The 19,636-nt window shown below is 73.2% G+C and carries 21 protein-coding genes; 11 read left to right on the forward strand and 10 right to left on the reverse strand.

Annotation, left to right across the window (positions count from 1 at the left end):
- Nucleotides 1-36: 36 nt before the first annotated feature.
- From ACZ6RT_RS21185 to ACZ6RT_RS21195, 3 genes are all read right to left on the reverse strand, one after another.
- Entirely contained in the window at nt 37-618 is a 582-nt protein-coding gene (locus ACZ6RT_RS21185; protein WP_399195133.1) for a TetR/AcrR family transcriptional regulator, read from the reverse strand.
- A gap of 11 nt (nt 619-629) precedes the next feature.
- Nucleotides 630-1,631: an aldo/keto reductase gene (locus ACZ6RT_RS21190; protein WP_470155531.1), complete on the reverse strand. Its 1,002-nt coding sequence runs from the start codon at nt 1,629-1,631 to the stop codon at nt 630-632.
- 82 nt (nt 1,632-1,713) lie between these two features.
- Nucleotides 1,714-2,172, reverse strand: a complete 459-nt coding sequence (locus ACZ6RT_RS21195; RefSeq protein WP_399195129.1) for an Lrp/AsnC family transcriptional regulator — start codon at nt 2,170-2,172, stop codon at nt 1,714-1,716.
- A gap of 140 nt (nt 2,173-2,312) precedes the next feature.
- Here ACZ6RT_RS21195 and ACZ6RT_RS21200 point away from each other — a divergent pair, with 140 nt between their 5' ends.
- Nucleotides 2,313-3,527, forward strand: coding sequence for a M20 family metallopeptidase (locus tag ACZ6RT_RS21200; RefSeq protein ID WP_470155533.1), 1,215 nt, complete (start codon nt 2,313-2,315; stop codon nt 3,525-3,527).
- 108 nt (nt 3,528-3,635) lie between these two features.
- Here the strand turns inward: ACZ6RT_RS21200 and ACZ6RT_RS21205 are convergent, their stop codons facing one another.
- Entirely contained in the window at nt 3,636-4,103 is a 468-nt protein-coding gene (locus ACZ6RT_RS21205) for a nuclear transport factor 2 family protein (RefSeq protein WP_399195125.1), read from the reverse strand.
- Between the two features lie 73 nt (nt 4,104-4,176).
- On the opposite strand from ACZ6RT_RS21205, the gene ACZ6RT_RS21210 reads away from it, so the two are divergent.
- Nucleotides 4,177-4,830, forward strand: a complete 654-nt coding sequence (locus ACZ6RT_RS21210; RefSeq protein WP_470155534.1) for a TetR/AcrR family transcriptional regulator — start codon at nt 4,177-4,179, stop codon at nt 4,828-4,830.
- Nucleotides 4,831-4,957: 127 nt separating this feature from the next.
- On the opposite strand, the gene ACZ6RT_RS21215 is transcribed toward ACZ6RT_RS21210, so the two are convergent.
- Complete coding sequence (locus ACZ6RT_RS21215; protein WP_399195121.1) at nt 4,958-5,389, reverse strand: nuclear transport factor 2 family protein; 432 nt, start codon at nt 5,387-5,389, stop codon at nt 4,958-4,960.
- A gap of 85 nt (nt 5,390-5,474) precedes the next feature.
- Between ACZ6RT_RS21215 and ACZ6RT_RS21220 the strand changes: the two genes are divergently transcribed.
- Both ACZ6RT_RS21220 and ACZ6RT_RS21225 read left to right on the forward strand, forming a co-directional pair.
- On the forward strand, nt 5,475-6,044 hold the full coding sequence (locus ACZ6RT_RS21220; RefSeq protein WP_344897327.1) for a PadR family transcriptional regulator: 570 nt from the start codon (nt 5,475-5,477) through the stop codon (nt 6,042-6,044).
- Nucleotides 6,031-6,870: an SGNH/GDSL hydrolase family protein gene (locus ACZ6RT_RS21225; protein ID WP_470155536.1), complete on the forward strand. Its 840-nt coding sequence runs from the start codon at nt 6,031-6,033 to the stop codon at nt 6,868-6,870. The genes ACZ6RT_RS21220 and ACZ6RT_RS21225 overlap by 14 nt, the downstream gene beginning before the upstream one ends.
- 139 nt (nt 6,871-7,009) lie before the next feature.
- Here the strand turns inward: ACZ6RT_RS21225 and ACZ6RT_RS21230 are convergent, their stop codons facing one another.
- Complete coding sequence (locus ACZ6RT_RS21230; protein WP_470155537.1) at nt 7,010-7,552, reverse strand: MarR family winged helix-turn-helix transcriptional regulator; 543 nt, start codon at nt 7,550-7,552, stop codon at nt 7,010-7,012.
- Between the two features lie 295 nt (nt 7,553-7,847).
- Between ACZ6RT_RS21230 and ACZ6RT_RS21235 the strand changes: the two genes are divergently transcribed.
- Nucleotides 7,848-9,110 (forward strand): FAD-dependent oxidoreductase, encoded by a 1,263-nt coding sequence (locus ACZ6RT_RS21235; RefSeq protein WP_470155539.1) that lies wholly within the window; start codon nt 7,848-7,850, stop codon nt 9,108-9,110.
- Between the two features lie 59 nt (nt 9,111-9,169).
- On the opposite strand, the gene ACZ6RT_RS21240 is transcribed toward ACZ6RT_RS21235, so the two are convergent.
- A complete protein-coding gene (locus ACZ6RT_RS21240) occupies nt 9,170-10,633 on the reverse strand; it encodes a glycosyl hydrolase (protein ID WP_470155540.1) in 1,464 nt (487 codons plus the stop codon).
- Nucleotides 10,634-11,004: 371 nt separating this feature from the next.
- Here ACZ6RT_RS21240 and ACZ6RT_RS21245 point away from each other — a divergent pair, with 371 nt between their 5' ends.
- The 3 genes from ACZ6RT_RS21245 (at nt 11,005) to ACZ6RT_RS21255 (ending at nt 13,741) form a co-directional block, all read left to right on the forward strand.
- On the forward strand, nt 11,005-11,487 hold the full coding sequence (locus ACZ6RT_RS21245) for a MarR family winged helix-turn-helix transcriptional regulator (protein ID WP_399195110.1): 483 nt from the start codon (nt 11,005-11,007) through the stop codon (nt 11,485-11,487).
- A gap of 100 nt (nt 11,488-11,587) precedes the next feature.
- Complete coding sequence (locus ACZ6RT_RS21250) at nt 11,588-12,679, forward strand: NAD(P)/FAD-dependent oxidoreductase (protein ID WP_470155542.1); 1,092 nt, start codon at nt 11,588-11,590, stop codon at nt 12,677-12,679.
- Nucleotides 12,680-12,826: 147 nt separating this feature from the next.
- The gene (locus ACZ6RT_RS21255; RefSeq protein WP_470155543.1) at nt 12,827-13,741 is read left to right on the forward strand and encodes an LLM class flavin-dependent oxidoreductase; all 915 of its coding nucleotides are present in this window, start codon (nt 12,827-12,829) and stop codon (nt 13,739-13,741) included.
- A 54-nt stretch (nt 13,742-13,795) separates the two neighbouring features.
- On the opposite strand, the gene ACZ6RT_RS21260 is transcribed toward ACZ6RT_RS21255, so the two are convergent.
- On the reverse strand, nt 13,796-14,422 hold the full coding sequence (locus ACZ6RT_RS21260; protein ID WP_470155545.1) for a TetR/AcrR family transcriptional regulator: 627 nt from the start codon (nt 14,420-14,422) through the stop codon (nt 13,796-13,798).
- 38 nt (nt 14,423-14,460) lie between these two features.
- On the opposite strand from ACZ6RT_RS21260, the gene ACZ6RT_RS21265 reads away from it, so the two are divergent.
- Together ACZ6RT_RS21265 and ACZ6RT_RS21270 are read left to right on the forward strand one after the other, a co-directional pair.
- Nucleotides 14,461-15,192, forward strand: a complete 732-nt coding sequence (locus tag ACZ6RT_RS21265; protein WP_470155547.1) for a hypothetical protein — start codon at nt 14,461-14,463, stop codon at nt 15,190-15,192.
- A 326-nt stretch (nt 15,193-15,518) separates the two neighbouring features.
- Nucleotides 15,519-16,532, forward strand: a complete 1,014-nt coding sequence (locus ACZ6RT_RS21270; RefSeq protein WP_470155549.1) for an aldo/keto reductase — start codon at nt 15,519-15,521, stop codon at nt 16,530-16,532.
- Between the two features lie 64 nt (nt 16,533-16,596).
- Here the strand turns inward: ACZ6RT_RS21270 and ACZ6RT_RS21275 are convergent, their stop codons facing one another.
- Together ACZ6RT_RS21275 and ACZ6RT_RS21280 are read right to left on the reverse strand one after the other, a co-directional pair.
- Nucleotides 16,597-17,463, reverse strand: a complete 867-nt coding sequence (locus tag ACZ6RT_RS21275) for a serine hydrolase (protein WP_470155551.1) — start codon at nt 17,461-17,463, stop codon at nt 16,597-16,599.
- Nucleotides 17,464-17,480: 17 nt separating this feature from the next.
- Nucleotides 17,481-18,395 carry a LysR family transcriptional regulator gene (locus ACZ6RT_RS21280; protein ID WP_470155552.1) on the reverse strand — a complete coding sequence of 305 codons (915 nt, stop codon included), beginning with the start codon at nt 18,393-18,395 and terminating at the stop codon, nt 17,481-17,483.
- 186 nt (nt 18,396-18,581) lie between these two features.
- On the opposite strand from ACZ6RT_RS21280, the gene bla reads away from it, so the two are divergent.
- On the forward strand, nt 18,582-19,544 hold the full coding sequence (gene bla / locus ACZ6RT_RS21285; RefSeq protein WP_470155553.1) for a class A beta-lactamase: 963 nt from the start codon (nt 18,582-18,584) through the stop codon (nt 19,542-19,544).
- Nucleotides 19,545-19,636 lie beyond the last annotated feature (92 nt).

The following is a 19,636-nucleotide window of genomic DNA, read 5'->3' on the forward strand; positions in this document are numbered from 1 at the left end:
CCTGCCCTCTCTCGCTCGTCCGTCGCCGCCGGTCGCTCAGGACAGCCCGCGCAGCAGCAGGTCGAGCACGTCCTGCAGGTCCTGCTCGAACGACGGCCTGCTCCAGGCCTCGGCGTACGCCGGGTTGTGGAACGGGCTCGTCGCGTTGAGCAGCGCGCGGGCCGCCGTGCCCGCGTCCGCCACCCGGAAGACGCCCTCCTCGACGCCCGCGGCGATGATGCCGGTCAGGTCGGCGACGAGCTCGGAGACGTGCGCCTCCACCGCGCCGCTCGACTCGCCCACCAGCGCCACGTAGGTGGCGAACAGCTCCGGGTCGCGCAGGGCCCGATCCCGCTTCTGGTGTGCCAGCACCGTCAGCCACTCCCGCAGGAGCGGCGCGGCCGGCCGGCCGGACCCGGCGCGCACCTCCTCCAGCGGCTGCCGGACCCCGGACAGCCAGGCGCTCGTCACCGCCTCGCGCAGCGCGGTCTTGCTCGGGAAGTGCCGGTAGACCGCGGCGTGGCTGACGCCGAGCGCCCGTGCCACGTCGACGACGGTCGCCTTGGCGGGCCCGAACCGGCGCAGCGTCTCCTCGGCCGCGGCGATGATCCGCTCCGGGGTGAGTGCGTGGTCGGGCATGGTGGAAAACCCTAGCGTTCGCTGTCGAGCATCGCCATCTGCGTCGGGTGGTAACGGTCACCGGCCGCGGCACCGGCCGGCACGGCGCGCTCGATGCGCGCGAGGTCGTCGGCGGACAGCGTCACGTCCAGGGCGCCGAGGGCCTCGGCGAGCCGGTCGCGGCGGCGCGCGCCGACCAGCGCCACGATGTCGTCGCCCTGCGCGAGCACCCAGGCGACGGCGATCTGCGCCACCGACATCCCGCACTCCTCGGCGACCTCGCGCAGCCGCTCGACCAGGGCGAGATTGGCGTCGAGGTTCGCGCCGCCGTGACGCGGGCTGTGCGCGCGGAAGTCGTCCGCGGCCATCGGCCGTTCCTTGGACCAGTGCCCGCTGATCAGGCCCCGGGCCAGCACCCCGTACGCGGTGACGCCGATCCCCAGCTCCCGGCAGACGGGCAGGATCTCGGTCTCGATGCCGCGCGACAGCAGGGAGTACTCGATCTGCAGATCGGCGATCGGGTGCGTCGCCGCCGCGCGCCGGATGGTCTCCGCGCCCACCTCGGACAGCCCGATGTGGCGCACGTACCCGGCGGTGACCAGCTCGCCGATCGCGCCCACGGTCTCCTCGACGGGCACCGCCGGGTCGAGCCTGGCCGGCCGGTACACGTCGATGTGGTCGGTGCCCAGCCGCTTGAGCGAGTAGGCGACGAAGTTCTTCACCGCGACCGGGCGCGCGTCGTAGCCGATCCAGGCCCCGTCGGGCCCGCGCAGGCCGCCGAACTTGACGCTGATGGCGACCTTGTCCCGGTCGCCCGGCCGGGCCCGCAGCGCGTCCCGGATGAGCAGTTCGTTGGCGCCCATGCCGTAGAAGTCGCCGGTGTCGAGCAGGGTGACCCCGGCGTCGATCGCGGCGTGGATGGTCGCCACGCCCTCCGCCTCGTCCGCAGGTCCGTACAGATCGGACATGCCCATGCAGCCGAGGCCGATGGGCGCGCTGACGAGGCCGTTGCTTCCGAGTGTTCGTGTTGTCATGTCCCGACTGTATCGTTACGGATTACAGATTTCAAACTCTGTAACTAATAAATTCACTCGGCGGGGACGACCGCGGACGGGATCAGCCGAGAACCTTGATCTTCTTCATGGTGGGCTGGGAGATCACCCGCGCCACGCCCGGAATGCCGATGATCTTCTCGGTCTGGAACCTCTCGTAGGCGGCGTAGTCGGCGACCAGGACCCGCAGGTGGTAGTCGGGGGTGGCGAACAGGCGGCGGAACTCGACGACCTCCTCGTAGGCGGCGATGGTCCGCTCCAGCCCTTCCAGGGTCCTCAGGTCGCTCACGCTGACCTCGATCGAGACGATGACCTCCAGCCCGGCGCCGAGGACCCGGTGGTCGACGACGGCCCGGTAGCCGGTGATGACACCCGCCTCCTCCAGACGCCTCACCCGGCGCAGGCACGGGGGCGGGGTGAGCCCCACCCGTCTGGCCAGCTCGACGTTGGTCAACCGGCCGTCCTGACGAAGGTGGAACAAAATATCTCTGTCGATGGCATCCAATGTAACTTCATTGCTCATATGGCCATCATAGAGGTCGAATCGGAAACCATATGAGGTCATTCATGGCCTAGAATTACCCGTATCTCTCCCCCGTTCACCTGTGCATTCCCCCTCGGGACGGTTCCTGGCGGCGGGCCGGACACGAGAAGGGCGACGACATGACGAACCACGCCGCACGGGTCGAGAGCTGGCTCGACGAGCGGGCCGACGAGATGGCGCGTCTCCTCGAACGCCTGGTGGCCGTCGACTCCGAGAATCCCCCCGGGCGCGCGCTGGGCCGCTGCGCCCGGATCCTGAGCGAGGCGATGGGCCGTCTCGGCCTGTCCCCGGAGATCATCGGCATCGCCGACCCGTCCGGCCGCCTGGAGGACCCCTGCGTCGTCCGCGGCACGGCCGGCGCCGGCGACCCGCTGCTGTACCTCCACGGGCACTTCGACGTGGTGCCCGCCCAGAGCCGCGACCAGTTCACCCCGGTGCGCCGCGACGGGAGGATCACCGGCCGGGGTACGGCGGACATGAAGGGCGGCATCGTCGCCATGCTCTACGGCGCCGCCGCAGCCGGGGAGCTCGGCCTGGTCGGCACCGGCCGGATCGTCGTCCACCTGGTCTGCGACGAGGAGACCGGCAGCGTCCTGGGCGCCGGCCACCTGCGCGACGCCGGGCTCATCGACCCGGCCGCCCTGGCGATGGTCACCGCCGAGCCCAGCGGCGGCGTCGTCTGGAACGCCGCCCGCGGCGCCCTGTCCCTGCGCGTGGAGGTCCGGGGCCGCGAGGCCCACGTCGGGCAGGCCGACCGCGGGGTCAACGCCTTCGGGCACATGCTGCACGTCGCCCGCCCGGTCGAGCGCCACGCCGCCGAGACGGCCGGCCGGCACACCGTCCTCCCCATGAGCGCCGGGGACGCCCGGGGCAACATGCTCGTCGTCGGTGGCCTGTCCGGCAGCGGCTCCTCCTTCAACGTCGTCCCCGGCTCGGCCTTCTTCACCGTCGACGGCCGCTACGACCCCGAGGAGGACCTCCAGGCCGAGCTCAAGCGCCTGACCCGCATCGTCGAGGACGCCGCCAGCGAGATCGGCGCCGAGGTCTCCGTCCACGTCACCCAGCTGCAGCCCCCCGCCGCGACCCCGCGTGACCACCCCGCCGCGGTCGCGCTCGCGCGTGTCGTCGGCGACCTGCACGGCGCACCGGCCCGCTTCGAGACGTGCCCGGGCATCCTGGAGACCCGCTGGTACGCCCAGCTCGGCATCCCCGCCTTCGGCCACGGCCCCGGCCTGCTGGAGGTCTCCCACGGCCCCGGCGAGTACGTCGACGAGGCCGCCGTGCGCCGCTGCGCCGCCGTCTACGCCCTCTACGCAGGCGACATGCTGCCCTGACGGCCCGGGGTCAGGGCCGCGCGGGTCCGGCCGTGACGCGGCATCCGTGCCGGGAACAGGCGGTCCGTCACCCCTGCCGGGGACGGCACGGCGGGTGCGGTGGCGCGTTCACAGGTCGCCGCCCAGGGCGGCCGAGACCGCCAGGACGTCGGCGTAGTCGCGCAGGCGGACGATCCGCCCGTCGCGCACGGTCAGCACGACGATGTTGGGAAGCGCGAAGGCGCCGGTGGACGGGCTGGTCCCGATGGCCTCCTGCTCGACGACGATCGTCTCCGGATCGCCGGTGTCGTGGACGGCGAGGGTGCGGTAGCGCTCGTACGCCAGCGGGTAGGCCTTCCACCCCTCGGTCATCCAGGTCACGATCTCGTCCCGGCCCTCCAGCCGGGACGGCACGCCCGGGGGCGTGAACGGGAACTCGTGGACCGCGTCGGCCGCGTACAGACGGCTCATGTCGTCGGCCGACCGGGCGATGGAGGCCCGGCGGAAGCGCTCCAGGACCTCGCGCGCACCGGTTCCCCGCTCGTCGATGCCGGTTCGGTCGTGTTCCGACGGCGTCATCGGTGTCATCGGTGTCATCGGGCGGCCCTCCATGCTCTGATACGTCGTGCTCGGTGAGCCGTGCCGCTAAAGTGAGACACAGTCCGGTTAGATGGACACGGTAACGGACCATGTCCCCGGTCAGCAACGACGGGAGGTCGCGGTGACGGATCACGACGCGCGGCCGCACGCCGGGCGTCCGAGACGCGCGGACGCCCGGCGTAATCGCGAGCGCCTGCTCGAGCAGGCGCGGATCGCGTTCGCCGAGTCCGGCCCGGACGCCTCGCTGGACGAGATCGCCCGGCGGGCGGGGGTGGCCAGCGGGACGCTGTACCGGCACTTCCCCACCCGGCCGGACCTGGTGGAGGCGGTGCTCGGCGAGCGGATGGCCGAGCTGACCGGCCTCGGCCGCGAGCTGCTGACGGCCGGGGACGAGTTCGACGCCCTGTCCGCGTGGTTGCGTGCCGCGCTCCTGCACGCCCTGACCTATCGGGGCCTGCCTGCCGCGGTGATGAACGCGGCGCTCGACCGCGAGGACGACCCGGTGTCGGCCTGGCACGCGGAGCTGTTCGAGGTGGGGGCCGCGCTGCTCGCGCGGGCGCGACGGTCGGGCGCGGTCGCCGCCGACGCGGACGCGGCGGACGTGCTGAAGATGGTCGGCGCCATCGCCCTGGCCGCCCCGGGGACCCCGGACGGCCGGACGCAGGCCGAGCGCCTGCTCACCCTGCTGCTGAACGGGCTGCGTCACCGCGACGCCCCGGGATGACCGGCCGTCCCCCGCCTCGGCGCCCGGCCGGAGCCCCGGGACGAGGCCGACGGCGGGTGACGGAGCGCTCTCGCCTCAGCGGCCGGGGCAGGGACGAGGTCCAGGGCGGAGGCGGAGCGGTCCCGTCTCAGTGATCGGCCGGGGCCGGGACGAGGCCGTCGGCGACGAGGCCCGCGAGCACCGCCTCCCCCAGGGCGTGGACCGCGGACCTCGGCCGTACCATCACCGTGATCTCCTTGATCAGGCCGGCCTCGTCGAAGTGGAGCAGGTCCATGCCGTGGATCTGCCTGCCGCCCGCGACGGCGCGGAACAGCAGCACGGCCGACGGGGCCTCGGCGCCGTCGGCGGCGGTCTCGGCGACCCCCTCCAGGGACCCGACGTACCGGAAGTCCTCGAAGACGCGCAGCAGGACGCCGAACAGCCCCAGGACCGCGTCCCTCCCCTCGAAGGGGGTGAACGTCACCGGGCTGTGGAGACGGACGTCCCCGGTGAACAGCGCCTCCAGGGCGGAGAGATCGCGACGCTCGACGGCGGCCCGGAACCGGTCTGCCATGGCCATGGGACACTCCCTAGTCAAAGATGTGATTACTCATGTATGTGAGTATCATGGCGGGCGTTCGCGGAACAGAGGAAGGGGGCATCCGATGGCGTTACGGCACGCCGTGCTGGCGGCACTGCTGAACGAGGAGCTCAGCGGGTACCAGCTCGCCAAGGCCTTCGACGTCGGCGTGGCCAACTTCTGGCACGCCCTCCCCCAGCAGCTCTACGCCGAGCTGGCCAAGCTCGAACGGGAGGGGCTGGTCGCAGGCCGGGAGGTCGTCCAGGACACCCGTCCCAACAAGCGCCTGTTCACCGTCACCGAGGCCGGGCTCGCCGAGCTGACCCGGTTCGCGGCGACCGCCGACAAGCCGTCGTTCATCCGCGACGACCTCCTCGTCAAGGTCCAGGCCGCCGACCACCTCGACCCCGACGAGCTCGTCACGCGGCTCCTCGAACGGGCCGCCCTCGCCGACGCCAAGATCGAGCTCTTCGGCGGGCTCCTGAGGCGGATGCGCGGCGACCGGGACGAGGAGGACTTCCTGCGTCACGGCGACCACATCGGCCCCTACCTGACCTGCCTGCGCGGCCTGGCCTTCGAACAGGGCAACCGCGACTGGTGCCACCGGACCGCGGCCGTCCTGCGGGAGAGGCGGACCACCGATGTCCCACGATGACCACCCCCGCTACGTCGCCCTGGGCGACAGCCAGACCGAAGGGCTGGGCGACGGCGACGACACCGTCGGCCTGCGCGGGTGGGCCGACCGGCTCGCCGAGCACCTCGCCGCGAGCACCCCCGGCCTCCGGTACGCCAACCTCGCCGTACGCGGGCAGCTGGCCGCGCAGGTCCGCGCCGGGCAGCTCCCCGCCGCCCTGGCCCTGCGCCCCGACATCGCCACGGTCGTCGCCGGGGTCAACGACCTCCTGCGGCCCCGCTTCGACGCCGACGAGGTCGCCGCCCACCTGGAGGCGATGTTCGCCGCGCTCACCGCGCAGGGCGCCCGCGTGGCGACCGTCACCTTCCCCGACATCACCCGGATCATCCCGGTCGCCCGTCCCCTGTCCCCCCGCGTGACCGCCCTCAACGACCGCATCCGCGCCGCGGCCCGCCGTCACGGCGTCGCCGTCGCCGACGCCGCGCACCACCCGGCCGCCACCGACCCGCGGTTGTGGACCACGGACCGTCTGCACGCCGCCCCGCCGGGACACGAGCGGATCGCGGCGGCCATCGCGCACGCGCTCGACCTGCCCGGCAGCGACGACTCCTGGACCCGCCCCCTCCCACCGCCGGACAGCCGCCCCTCCCGATGGGACGTCACGACCCAGGAGATCCGCTGGGCCGTCACCTTCCTCGGGCCCTGGCTGGGCAGGCGCCTGCGGGGCCGTTCCTCCGGCGACGGCCGCTCGGCCAAACGCCCGCACCCGCTCCCCGTCCTGCCCGGCCAGGGCCTCGGCGACGACCGGATCGGCGCGCCCGGCACCGACGGCCCGCACCGGTTCTGACCGGGCCCGGCCCGGCCGGTCACGTGACCGCGCCGGGCGGTCCGTGACGGGTCATGACGGGTCATGACGGGCCGGAGGATCGCCTCCGCCACGGGCACCACCGGTGGCCGCCCGCGACGGGCCTCCGGGGATCCGCCGGTCAGGTCTCCCGTGGCGCGGCCGTTCGCCGGGCCGGGCCGGCGGGGGGCCCGATGTCCCCGCCGCGCCGCAGGGTGAGCGTCTCCTGCTCCAGGATCTCGGCGACCCGGCCGACGAAGTCCGTGAGCGTGCGCAGCTGCTCCTCGTCGTAGTCGTCGACGACCGCCGACACCCGGGCACCGAAACCGGCGAAGATCTGCCCCAGCTCCCGTTGCGCCACGCCGTCGTCCACCGGGTGCACGATCGTGCGGCGCCGGTCGGTCGCGTCCGGCTCGCGGCGTATCAGACCGGCCTTCTCCAGCCGGTTGAGCACCTGGGCGGTCGCGGCCGTCGACATGCCGGTGACCGCGGCGAGCCGCCCCGGGTTGGTGGGTCCCTGGCGCAACAGGATCTCGGCGCATTTGTAGTCGGTCACGTTGAGGCCCAGGCGTTCGGCGGCCGCCGTGTGGAACAGCACGATCGCCGTGCTGAACCGGCTGCCGAGCTGGCGCCCGAGGTCACGCTGCAGGGCCTCGCGCCGATCCGGGCCGTCCTGCTGGTTCACGTCTCCTCCAACGGACTTGACACGTCTGGGACCGCCCCAGTACAAATACCTAAACTTTTAAGCTAAATTCTTTAGTTAACTCAGTGTAACGGACTCCGCGACGAGATCCGCTCCGCCATGACGATTGTCCCCTCCGCGCCCACCCGGCCGGTGCCGCCCGTACCCCGACGGACCCCGTCCCCCTCTCGGCGGCACCGTCGGCGCTCCCGCCGCGGCAGGGCCGTGCGACATGGCCCGCGCCCTCCCGCACGCCGACCACCGAGACGACTCACACCCCAGCAGAACGGAGATCATCATGTTCACGGTCCTCATCGCCGGTGGCGGTATCGGCGGCCTGTGCCTGGCCCAGGGGCTGCACAAGGCCGGCGTGGACGTCACCGTGTTCGAGCGTGCCGCCTCACCCGACGCGTTCAAGGAGGGATACCGCATCCACCTCGACCCCGACGGCAGCCGTGCCCTGCACTCCTGCCTGCCCGCCGAACGGTTCGCACTGCTCGACGCGGCGTGCGGCCGCCCCCCGAGGGCGTTCGCCTGGCTCTCCGAGGGCCTCGACGAACTGCTGTCGCTCAACGTCGCCGCACCGGACGGACCGCCGGACCCGGTCGCCGTGCACCGCTCGATCAACCGGTTCACGCTGCGCCAGATCCTGCTCGACGGGCTCGGCGACCGCGTCCGGTTCGGCAAGGAACTGCTGCGCTACGAGACCGGTGCCGACGGCGCGGTCACCGCTCACTTCGCCGACGGCGACCGCGCCGTCGGATCCGTCCTCGTCGGCGCCGAGGGCACCCACTCCCGCGTACGGGCGCAACTGCTGCCGCACGGCGGCAGGGCCGACACCGGCGTCGCCGGGGTCGGCGGGCGCCTGCCGCTCACCCCCGCGACCCGTCACCTGCTCCCGTCCCAGCTGCGACGCGGGCCGGCCATGGTGCTCGCCCCGGGAGGAGTGAACATGTTCCTCGCCACGCACGAGACCGCGCCCGGCACGAACCTGCCCGCCCACATGCTGCCCACCGAGACCGGCGACTACCTGGTCTGGGGCCTGAGCGCCCGGCGCGAGGCGCTGCCGGCCGGGGGGATCGACCACCTCGGCCCCGAAGCGCTGCGGGAGCTCACGCTGGACCTCGTGCGCACCTGGCACCCCCACGTACGGCAGATCGTCGGGGAGTCGTCGCCCTCCTCGCTGTCGGCGTTCACGATCCGCACCGCGGTGCCGGTACGACCGTGGCCCGCCACCACCGTGACCGTGCTCGGCGACGCGATCCACAGCATGCCGCCCTCCCGGGGCATCGGCGCCAACACCGCCCTGAGGGACGCCGGCGTGCTGTGCGCCGCCCTGGTCGCCGCCCGCGACGCGGGCACCGTCGACGGGCGGGCCCTCACCGCGGCGATCGCCGGCTACGAGCGACGGATGCGCCGGTACGGGTTCGCCGCGGTGAAGGCGTCCAACAGGGCCCTGAGCCAGTCGGTGACGACCAACTCCGTGGCGTTCGCGACGTCCAGGGCGGCGATGCGGCTGATCAACAGGTTCCCGGCCGCCAGGGACCGGGTGTTCCGCTGACCGGGGCCACCACCCGCCGCCACCGAGCGCCCCCGGTCACGGCCGGGCGCCGCCGGACGTCAGCCGGCCGCCTGGAAGGCGCGGCCCGCCGCGGTGGCTGCGCCGTTGCTCCGGAACAGGCCGCTGTTGGGCTCGGTGTCGGAGGAGGGCAGGCCGAACCAGGCGTAGCGCTGCACGTACGGCAGCGAGGCCAGCATCTTGGTGGAGGCGGTGACGAACGCGGCCTGCTGGGCGTCGGTGGGGAAGCGGACGCCGTTGGAGAAGTCGATCAGGGCGAACTCGGTGAGCCAGATCGGCTTGCGGTAGCGCTCGTACACGGCCTGGATGTAGGACCTGAGCTGCCCGACCGCGGCCTCGGTGCGGAAGTCGCCGCCGTACCAGTGCAGGGTGATGAAGTCGACGCGGTACCCCTTCTGGGACGCCCCGGTCATGAACCGGTCCAGCCAGCCGCCCGGGGTGTCACCGCCGTAGGCGACGGCGGGGCTGCCGATCTTCTGGCCGGTCGCGGTCAGCCTCGGCCACAGCGACAGCGCCTTCTCCACGCTCATGTTGGACTGCTCGGCCAGGTCCGGCTCGTTGAAGCCGAGCAGGTACGGGCCCGCGGCCTTCGCCTGGGCCAGGTTCTCGTCGGTGACGCTCGCGGCCCCCCAGATCATCGGGACGAACTCCGCCGACCTGGGGGTGGTGACACCGTTGTGGTGCGGGGCCCACGTGTAGTACCAGCTCGCACCGGAGGCGGCCAGGGCCGCGCTGACACCGGGCGCCTGCCACACGCCCACCCCCTTCTTGGCGGAGGTCTCCACGGGGACCTCCGGGACCGGGGTGGCCGGGGTGCTCGGGCCGGAGGTCGGCGTCCTGGTCGGGGTCGTGCTCGGCCTGGGGGCGGCCGAGGTGGTCGGGGTGGCGCTCGGGCCGGAGGTCGGGGTCCTGCTCGGGGTGGAGCTCGGCTTGGGGACGGTCGAGGTGGTCGGGGTGGCGCTCGGCGCGGGAGCGGCCGTCCCCTTGCCGAAGACCTGGAACTCCCAGAGCGAGACGCCGTACCGGCTGGACCGCTCGGTGGCGTGGAGCCGCACGTAACGGCCGGTGGCCGAGACGTCGAGGGTCTGCACGCCGCCCTTGCCCGCGGTCGTGCGGTGGACCGTCCTCCACCGCCCGCCGCCGTCGGAGGTCTGGATCCGGAACGCGGTGGCGTAGGCGTGCTCCCAGTTCAGCACGATCTTCTTGATCGCGGTGGGCCTGCCCAGGTCCACCTGCAGCCACTGGGGGTCGTCGAACCTGCTGGACCAGCGGGTGTCGTTCCTGCCGTCGACCGCCGCGGCCGGGGACAGGTCGCCCCGCTCGGACGAGGAGGCCAGGGCGGCGCGGCCCTGCGACACGGGGGTCTCGGCCGCGCCGGCCGGCAGGGCGCCCCCGGTCACGGAGGCGCCCAGGACGGCGGCGAGGACACCGGCGAGCGCGGTGCGGCGCATCCGCCGGCCGGTTCCGCGGCCCGCGGCGGTACTGCGCTGAACGGTCATGCTCATACGGATGAAGGTCCTTCGTACGGGAGTCGGTGGTCGGACATCTCTGCGTATCTGACTGCCTCGGGCACGCTCCCCCCGGCCTGATCCGGTGGCCGGGCGGGTGCGCCCCCGTACAGGAGACGGGTGCGCGGCACGGGGACAACGGAAACCTGGAAACGGGATCCGGGGACGCGGGGACGCGGGACCTCGGGGACATGAGATCGGGGACATGAGATCCCGCAGGGCCGCGCGTTCCCGACGCCGGGCGCGGGACCCGGACGCGCACGCCGCCGTCCCCGTCGCGCCACGGCGGCACGGGAGTGCCTCGTCCACGCGGCGCGGGATGGTTCGCCTCGCGAATCATCCGGTTCCCGGACTGTTACCCTGACCCGGTGGACAAGCATGATGACGGGCGGTTCGGGATCGTGTCCGCGCTGGTACGGTCCACGTTCCTGGTGAACGCCGTGTACGCCGAGTCGGGCCGGGAGTACGGCCTCACCCCCCAGCAGGGGCAGCTGCTGTGCGTGCTGATGGCGCAGCCGTACGGCATGGGCGAGCTCGGCACGATGCTGAGGCTGGCCAAGTCCAGCCTCACCGGCCTGGTGGACCGCACCGAGCGCAACGGCCTGGTCCGGCGCGAGACGGACCCGCGGGACACGCGTGCGGTGCGGGTCGCGCTCACCCCCAGGGGCGGCAGGCTCGCGCGGGAGTTCTACACCGAGACCTGCCGGAGGATCGAGACGCTGTCGGAAGGACTCCAGGACGCCGAGCGCGACACGCTCGCCGCCCTGCTCGGCCGCGTCGTGCTGGACAACAAGGTCCCGATGATCTTCCTGGAGCCGGACGAGGGGGCCCGGAGCACCCCCGAGAACTGAGCGCGCGACACCGCGCCCCGCAGAAGAGGTTGAAGTTCGCACTACGAACTAATATTGTTCGTAGTACGAACTAAACCTCTTTCCTTCAGGAGTGGGCACAATGAGTCGTACGGTCGCGATCATCGGCGGAGGGTACGGGGGGTCGGCGCTCGCCAAGGCGCTGGACCCCGAGGCCGACGTCGTCCTCATCGACCCCCGGGACGCGTTCGTCAACTCGGCCGGATCGCTGCGGGCGCTGACCCGGCCGGACTGGGCGGGCAACCTGTTCTTCCCCTACGACCGGTGGCTGACGCGGGGCACGCTGATCCGCGAACGCGCGGCCTCGGTCGATCCCGGCGGCGTCACCCTCGCGTCGGGCCAGCGGGTCGCGGCCGACCACCTGGTCCTGGCGACCGGTTCCGGCTACGCCTATCCGGCCAAGCCCGAGGCCGACTCCGCCGACGAGATCCTGGCCGACCTCCGCCGGACCCACGGGGAGCTGGCCAAGGCCGAGCGGGTGCTGATCCTCGGCGCCGGACCGGTCGGCCTGGAACTGGCCGGGGAGATCAGGGAGGTCTGGCCGCACAAGCGGGTGACCGTCGTCGACCCGGCCGAGGGGCTCCTGCCCGGCTTCCGGCCGGAGCTGCGCCAGGACCTGCACCGCCGTCTCGGCGACCTGGACATCGACGTGCACCTGGGCACCGGCCTGGTCGCACCGCCGCCGGTCGAGCCCGGCCGGGCCGGGACCTTCACCGTCGCCACCAACGGCGGACAGGAGATCACCGCCGACATCTGGTTCCGCGCCCACGGCATGCGCGTCAACAGCGACTACCTCGCCGACGACCGGCTCACGCCCCGCACCGCCCGGGGACAGGTCCCCGTCACCGAGAGCCTGACCGTGCGCGGGTACGACCACGTCCACGCGATCGGTGACATCACCGACGTCGCCGAGGCCAAGATGGCCGGGTACGCGATGCAGCACGCCGAGGTGGTGGCGCGGAACATCACCGCCCGGCTGCGCGGCGAGCGGCCCACGGCCACCTACCGGCCCCTGTCCCACCCCATGATCCTGCTCCCGCTCGGATCGCGTGACGGGGTCGGGCAGCTGCCCACCCCCGACGGCCCGGCCGTCGTGCCGGTCGAGACGGTCGTCCGGTACAAGGGCGCCGACCTGTTCACCGGCCGCTTCACCGAGCAGTTCGGCACCGCCTGAGGGCACCCCCGAGGTCACCGCTCGAAGTCACCGCTCGAAGTCACCGCTCGAAGGCCCCCCGCACGCCCCCGGCGGGGCACCGTCACGAAGGTCCCCGTGGAGGGACCGTGCATCGACACAAACCCCCCTCGAACGAAAGGCAGGACCGTGTCCCTACCAGACGTCGTCTTCGGTTTCGGCGCGCACACCGGGATCGACGACGTGCCGGAGCTGCTGCGCACGGCCCGGCAGGCCGACCGCGACGGGCTCGACGTCCTGTCGCTGTCGGACCATCCCTACCTCGGCACGCGCCTGGACGCCTACGCCTCCATCGGGTTCGTCCTGGGGCACACCCGGCGCATCTCGGCCTTCGCCAACGTCACCAACCTGCCGACCCGGCCCGCCGCCATGCTCGCGCGGACGGTGACCTCGCTGTCGGCGCTGTCGGGCGGCCGCGTCGTGCTCGGCATGGGCGCGGGCGGGCTGTGGGACCGGATCTCCGACATGGGGGTGCCGAGGCTGTCCCCGGGCGATGCCGTGGACGCCTTCGAGGAGGCGATCACGCTGGTCAGGCTGCTGTCGGGGGGTGGCCCACCGGTCACCCACCGGGGCCGCCACTACCGGGTGGACCGGATCGAACCGGCCCCGGTGGCCGCGCCTCCCGTGTGGACCGGGTCGGTCGGCCCGAGGTCCCTGGCCGCCACCGGCCGGGTGGCCGACGGCTGGATCCCCGGCCACGCGGCGGACTGGCTCAGCGAGCGGTACCGGACGTCGCGGCCGGTCATCGACGAGGCGGCGACGGCCGTTGGCCGCGATCCCCGGGAGATCCGCACGGTCTTCAACTTCCCCGGACGCGTGACCGACCGGCCGTTGCCCGCCACCCGTGACCGCGACGGCCGCTGGATCGGCGGCTCCGTCGACCAGTGGGTCGAGGAGCTGACCGGGGCCGTCCTGGAGCACGGCGCGTCGGGCTTCGTCCTCTTCTCCGCCGACCACGGCTCGCCGGACGCCGTCCTGCTCGGCCGCTGGGGCGGGGAGATCGCCCCGGCCGTACGCGAGGCGGTCGCGGCGGAGAAGGGCTGACCGCGCCCGGCACGACCACACCGCCGCCCGAGGGCGGGCAGGGTGGCGGGCGTGTCAGTTCAGCAGTTCGCGGGCCAGCGCCTCGCTCCACCACCGCTCGACCCGGTCGGGTGGCCAGCCGCGTTCGACGGTGAGCGTGACGTAGACGTCGATGTTGCACAGGGCCGCGTAGACGTCGACGGCGGAGCGCACGTCCAGGCCGCGGCGCAGCACGCCCTGCGGCCAGGACGAGAACACCAGCACGCGGGTCTCGTCGCCCCGTCTGCGGCCGTCGTGGTAGGCCGCCGCCAGCTCGGGCTCGGTACGGGCCGCCTCGCGTACCAGCGCGATCACGTCGCCCGCGCGCTCGAACAGCCGCCGGTCGTAGGCGGCCATCGCCGCGAGCTGGCGCCCGGGGTCCTTCGCGAAGGCCTCCAGCTCCTCCAGCATCCGTGGCACGTCGGCCGACAGGTCGGCCGCGTCGGCCAGGGCCCTGGTCAGCCCCGCCTTGTTGCCGTACGCGGCGTAGACCGTCGGCACGGAGACCCCCGCCTCCTGGGCGACCTCCCGTACGGTCGTCGCCGCCCACCCCTGCGCGACGAACAGCCGGTGGGCGGCGCGGGCGATCTCCGCCCGGGTCTCCCGCGCCTGCGTCGCCCGGCGCAACGACTCGTAGCGGCGCCGGTCCTGCTCTGCACTCACCGCTCCCCCAATCGCTTTACGGTCCTTATAATGAATATATGTCACGTCAATCATTCGGAGGGGCCACCATGGGCTTCTCCCGGATCACCGGCATCGCCGCCCTCGGCTTCGCCTCCGTGATCGTCCTTGCCAACGCCATCATCGTGCCCGCGGGCCTGCCGCTCACCGGCGCCGACGTCGGTGAGGTCAGCGCGTTCTTCGGCACCGGGAGCGATGTCGTCGCCGTCTCGTCCGCGCTCACGCCCGCGGCCTGGCTGCTGGCCACGTTGTTCGGCGCGGGCGCGGTCTCGGCCCTGCGGCGCTCCGAACGCGACCGGGGCGAGGCGTGGTCGCTGCTCGGGTTCACCGGCCTGGCCCTGCAGAACGCCACCTTCGCCGCGGTCATCGCGACCCGCCTCGCGCTCGCCTCGACCGGCGCGCCCGGCGACACCGCGACCGGTGCCCTCTGGGCCCTGCACGACGCGCTGTTCACCCTCAACGGCACCTTCCTGGCACTCGCCCTCATCGGCCTGTCCGTCGCCGGGCGGCGCGCCGGTCTCATCCGTCCCTGGCACGGCGCCCTGGGGCTGACGTCGGCCGCGCTGCTGTTCACCTCGGCCACCCTGGCACCCCTGATCGTCGACCAGGCCGGCCCGCTCGGCCTCCTGGGTCTGTCCGGCTGGCTGTTGTGGGTCGTCTGGATCGTCGCGTACGGCGTCGCCCTGATCCGCCTGTCCCCGTCGTCGTCCTCGCCCTCGTCGTCCTCGTCCCCGGATCCCGTGACCGCGTGACCGCGTGAGCCTGTGATGGCGCGGTGACCCGGGCCGGATGCCGGTGGGTCCCGGGTCACCACCCTGCGGAGGAGAACACGGGAACCGATCCTGGCCCTGCGGGGGCCCGTCTCGGCGCGGCCTGTCTCGGCGTGCCCCGATCGGGCACGCTGATGCCCGCGGGCGCTCACCGGCGCCGGCTCGGTGAGCGCGGTGAGCATGGCCAGCACGGTGAACATGGCGAGCACGGTGGACGGTCGCCGGGTTCACCGTGTCACCGCGAGTCCCGGCTGTGTCACCGGGATCCGTCACCGAAACTCACCAGGAAACGCGAAAAAGGGGACTTCATGCGTCATCGACTGCTGGGCCGGACCGGGTTGCGGGTGTCCGAGGTGTTCTTCGGCGCGATGTCCTTCTGCGAACGCGTGGACGCCTCGCGGGAGCACCGTGCCATGCTCGACGTCTACGCCGACGCCGGAGGCAACGTCATCGACACGGCGTCGGCGTACGGGGAGAGCGAGAGCGTCCTCGGCGAGCTCCTGGAGGGGCGCCGCGATCGTTTCGTCGTCTGCACCAAGTACACGCTCTCCCGCGACCAGGACGATCCGAACGCGGCGGGCAACCACCGCAAGAACCTCGCCCTGTCGCTGGAGAGCAGCCTGCGGCGGCTGCGTACCGACTACATCGACCTGTACTGGGTGCACCTGTGGGACCGGCACACCCCGGTGGAGGAGACGATGCGGGCGCTGGACGACGCGGTCCGCGCCGGGAAGATCCTGTACGTGGGCATCTCCGACGCCCCGGCCTGGCTGGTCAGCCGCGCCAACACCCTGGCGGAGTGGCGGGACTGGACACCGTTCGCCGGCCTGCAGGTGCCCTACAACCTGCTCAGGCGCGACGCCGAGCGGGAGCTGCTGCCGATGGCGGAGGCGTTCGGGATGAGCGTGGCCGCCTGGGGGCCGCTCGCGGGCGGCGTGCTGTCCGGGAAGTTCACCGCGCCCGGCGGCGTCGAGGCCCCCACCCGGATCGACCCGGCGACCCTCACCGACCGCGACCACGCGGCCGCGCGCGCCGTACGGGAGGTCGCGGACGAGCTGGGGGTCGGTGCGGCCCAGGTGGCGATCGCCTGGACCCGCGCCCGGTACGACATCGTCCACCCGATCGTCGGCGCCAGGGACGCCGGGCAGCTCGCCGAGAACCTGGGGTCGGTCGACGTCGTCCTGCCCGAGGAGGCGATCCGGCGGCTGGAGGCGGCGACGGAGTTCGAGCTCGGCTTCCCCGGCGACTTCATCGCCGAGTGCGAGGCGAACCCGTGGGTGTTCGGCAAGGCCGCGGTCACCGGGAGGTCCCGCAGGCCCTGATCCGCGCCTCACCACGGGCGCTTTCGACCGTGTCCCGCGCGTGTCCCGCCCGTGTCCCCGCGCCTCATCCCTGTCGCAGCCGGTCGCGGAGGGTACGCGCGACCTGCGCCATGAGCGCCTCGGCCCCGGGCTGGTCGACGGCCGGTACGCGCGACTCGGTGAGGACCGCCACCCCGAAGACCTGACCGTCGGCGTGCTCGACCACGCCGACCTCGTGGCGCAGGTTGAGGAGCGTGCCGGTCTTGGAGGACCATCGCGTGGCGTCGGAGGTGAAGTCGGGTGCCAGCCGGTGCCGTATGAGGTTGTCGGCCATGAGGCCCCGCACCCGTCCGGCCGTGCCGGGGTCGATCGCGGACGGGGTCCACAGGGCCCGCAGCAGGTCGGCGAACGCGCGCGCGGACCCGGAGTTCGCGCGCGTGACGTCCAGCTGCGGGATCCGGTGCCCGCGCCCCGCCGTCGCCGCCTCGATGGCCAGGATGTGGGCGAGGTGCGCGTCGGCCGGGTCGAGGCGTTCGGCCGGGGTCTCGCTGAGCTCCCGGATGGTGTGGCGGACCGTGATGCCGCGCAGCCCCAGCCGGTGCAGCTCCGCCGCGACCCCGGCGGGCGGGGTGAGGGCGAACAGCGCGTCCGTCGCCGTGTTGTCGCTGACGGCGACGCTGAGGTAGAGCAGGTCGTCCACGGCGATCCTGGCCGGGTGCCGGAACCTGCTCAGCCCGGTCGGCCCCGGGGTGGTGACCGGTCCCGGCTCCACGAGGATCTCCGCGGAGCCGTCCAGCTCACCCCTGCGGACGCGCTCCAGCGTCGCGATGGCCAGCGGGACCTTGACCAGGGAGGCGATCGGGAACTCCAGGTCCGGCTCGATGCCGATCTCGTCGCCGGTGCGCAGGTCCCGGACCAGGAACGACCCGCGCAGTCCCGCGTCGTCGAGCATCCGGTGGAGCTCGCGGGTCAGTCTCTCGGCGATGACGGCGCCCCTTCCTCCCGGTCGTCGTCGTCCGCGCCGAGGCAGCGGGCGATCGCGTCCCGGAGACGGGTCCGGACGCGCTCGGCGTCGTCCCCGGCCGCCGCGGACACCTCGAAGCCGCGGACCGGCCGGATCTCCCCGGCCGGGCGCCAGTGCAGCCCCAGCTCCCCGGCCTGCTTGGCCGAGCACAGCAGCAGGTCCGCCGAGCCGAGGACCTCCGCCACCGCGGCGGTGAGCGTGGCCGCGACGCCGACCTGCGCGGGCTGGAGACCGACGGCGTCACGGACGCGGAACAGGGGGTCGCGGATGTGGGGGACGTCGTCCTCGGGCTGGATCCAGATCCGGCTCCTGCGCGACGACCGGTCGGCGCGGCCGGCCCGGAGGGTCTCGACGTAGACCGTCCCGGGCAGGAGGCCGGTGGCACCGGCCAGGCCGAGCCGTACCGACCAGACGGCGTCGCCCTGCGGCGCGGCCGTGAGGGCGGCGCGGACCAGGCGGGAGCGGACGAGTTCCGCCCGGTCGGCCGGGGCCGCGGTCTGGAAGTCGAGGCGGATGCCGTTCCGGCGCGCCTCGGCGTCGAGCCGTGCGAGGTCGCGCACCGCGCAGATGTCCGGAACGGCGAAGCGCAGGGGGTTGAGCCTGGCGCGTTCGGCCTCGTACTCCATGTCGTCCGCCAGGCGGACGAGACGCCTCGCCGACGGCAGCATGTCGCGTCCGAACGGGGTCAGCCGCGCCCCGCGCGACGACCGGTCGAACAACCGCTCCCCGAGGTGTCTCTCCAGGCCGGCGATCCGTCGGCTGGCGACGGACTGCGGCACGCGGGTGGCCGCCGCGCCCTCGGTGAAGCTCCCCCGCTCGCTCACGTTGACGAACGCTCTCCACGCTCCGAGGACATCCACCGGCGGAGTCTATGTCAAAAGAGCATGGAAGGCCCTGTTTCCGTCTTTGACGGCATCGAAGGGCGGCGCGAGACTTTCGGTCGGTGCCACGCCCGCTGCCTGGGCGGCACCGGTACGGCGACGCCCGCCCATCCGCGCCGGGCGCCGCACCCTCTCCCATCCGATGACGACAGCAGGGGAACCGATATGCGACACCTCACCTCCCGCTCCCGCCGCCTGACGGCGCTGCACGCGAGCACCCTGACCCTCCCCCTCCTGGTGGGAGGCGTGCTCGGCGGTGGTACGGCCTCGGCCGCGCCCGTACCGGCGGTGGCGACGGCGGTGGTCCAGGAGGCGCCGGGCGAGGCCGGGGTCAGGAGGGAACTGCGCGCGCTGGAGGCGTCCTTCAAGGGCCGCATCGGCGCGTACGCCGTCGACACCGCGACCGGGAGGACGATCTCCTACCGGTCGGGCGAGCGTTTCCCGATGCTGTCCACCTTCAAGGCGGTCGCCGCCGCGGCCGTGCTGCACAAGGCCCGCACCTCCGACCCGGGCCTGATGGACAGGGTCGTGCGCTGGACGGCCGCCGAGGTGAAGGAGCACTCCCCGATCACCTCCGAGCACGTGGACGACGGGATGACCGTGGTGGCGCTGTGCGACGCCGCCATCACCCACAGCGACAACACCGCGGGCAACATGCTGCTCAAGCAGATCGGCGGCCCCGCCGGCCTGACCCGGTACTTCCGCACGCTGAAGGACCCGATCTCCCGGCTGGACCGGTGGGAGACCGAGCTCAACGACTGGAGCCCCAAGGAGAGGCGTGACACCACGACGCCCGCGTCCATGGGACGTGACCTGCGCGCGCTCACGGCCGGGAAGGCCCTCACCGCCAAGGACCGGGAGCGGCTGAACGGCTGGCTGATCGCCAACACGACCGGTGACGCCCGCATCCGCGCGGGCCTGCCGAAGACGTGGAAGATCGGCGACAAGACCGGCACGAGCTCGTCGTACGGGGCCGGGAACGACATCGCGGTCATCTGGCCCCGCGGATCGGCCGCGCCCGTCATCATGGCGGTCTACACCAACCGCAGGGCCGCGGACGGTGTCGCCGACAGCACGGTGATCGCGCGGACCGCGACCGTCCTGGCCCGCGGCCTCGGCAGGCTCTGACCCCGTGGGTGACGTGGGGACGCCGCGTGGCGTGCCCCCGTCCCGCGGACAGGTGTGTCGCACAGACAGGCGTATCCGGACAAGCGCATACG

The organism is Streptosporangium sp. NPDC050148 (genome assembly GCF_055586505.1).

Excerpts from the sequence above, each read along its gene's own strand:
- ACZ6RT_RS21275 (WP_470155551.1), bottom strand. The coding sequence starts at position 17,463 with ATGCTCGACGACGCGGGACTGCGCGGGTCGTTCCTGGTCCGGGACCTG.
- ACZ6RT_RS21190 (WP_470155531.1), bottom strand. The coding sequence starts at position 1,631 with ATGACAACACGAACACTCGGAAGCAACGGCCTCGTCAGCGCGCCCATC.
- ACZ6RT_RS21210 (WP_470155534.1), top strand. The coding sequence starts at position 4,177 with ATGGACACGGTAACGGACCATGTCCCCGGTCAGCAACGACGGGAGGTC.
- ACZ6RT_RS21220 (WP_344897327.1), top strand. The coding sequence starts at position 5,475 with ATGGCGTTACGGCACGCCGTGCTGGCGGCACTGCTGAACGAGGAGCTC.
- ACZ6RT_RS21235 (WP_470155539.1), top strand. The coding sequence starts at position 7,848 with ATGTTCACGGTCCTCATCGCCGGTGGCGGTATCGGCGGCCTGTGCCTG.
- ACZ6RT_RS21265 (WP_470155547.1), top strand. The coding sequence starts at position 14,461 with ATGTCACGTCAATCATTCGGAGGGGCCACCATGGGCTTCTCCCGGATC.
- bla (WP_470155553.1), top strand. The coding sequence starts at position 18,582 with ATGCGACACCTCACCTCCCGCTCCCGCCGCCTGACGGCGCTGCACGCG.
- ACZ6RT_RS21185 (WP_399195133.1), bottom strand. The coding sequence starts at position 618 with ATGCCCGACCACGCACTCACCCCGGAGCGGATCATCGCCGCGGCCGAG.
- ACZ6RT_RS21195 (WP_399195129.1), bottom strand. The coding sequence starts at position 2,172 with ATGAGCAATGAAGTTACATTGGATGCCATCGACAGAGATATTTTGTTC.
- ACZ6RT_RS21215 (WP_399195121.1), bottom strand. The coding sequence starts at position 5,389 with ATGGCCATGGCAGACCGGTTCCGGGCCGCCGTCGAGCGTCGCGATCTC.
- ACZ6RT_RS21250 (WP_470155542.1), top strand. The coding sequence starts at position 11,588 with ATGAGTCGTACGGTCGCGATCATCGGCGGAGGGTACGGGGGGTCGGCG.
- ACZ6RT_RS21240 (WP_470155540.1), bottom strand. The coding sequence starts at position 10,633 with ATGAGCATGACCGTTCAGCGCAGTACCGCCGCGGGCCGCGGAACCGGC.
- ACZ6RT_RS21205 (WP_399195125.1), bottom strand. The coding sequence starts at position 4,103 with ATGACACCGATGACACCGATGACGCCGTCGGAACACGACCGAACCGGC.
- ACZ6RT_RS21225 (WP_470155536.1), top strand. The coding sequence starts at position 6,031 with ATGTCCCACGATGACCACCCCCGCTACGTCGCCCTGGGCGACAGCCAG.
- ACZ6RT_RS21270 (WP_470155549.1), top strand. The coding sequence starts at position 15,519 with ATGCGTCATCGACTGCTGGGCCGGACCGGGTTGCGGGTGTCCGAGGTG.
- ACZ6RT_RS21200 (WP_470155533.1), top strand. The coding sequence starts at position 2,313 with ATGACGAACCACGCCGCACGGGTCGAGAGCTGGCTCGACGAGCGGGCC.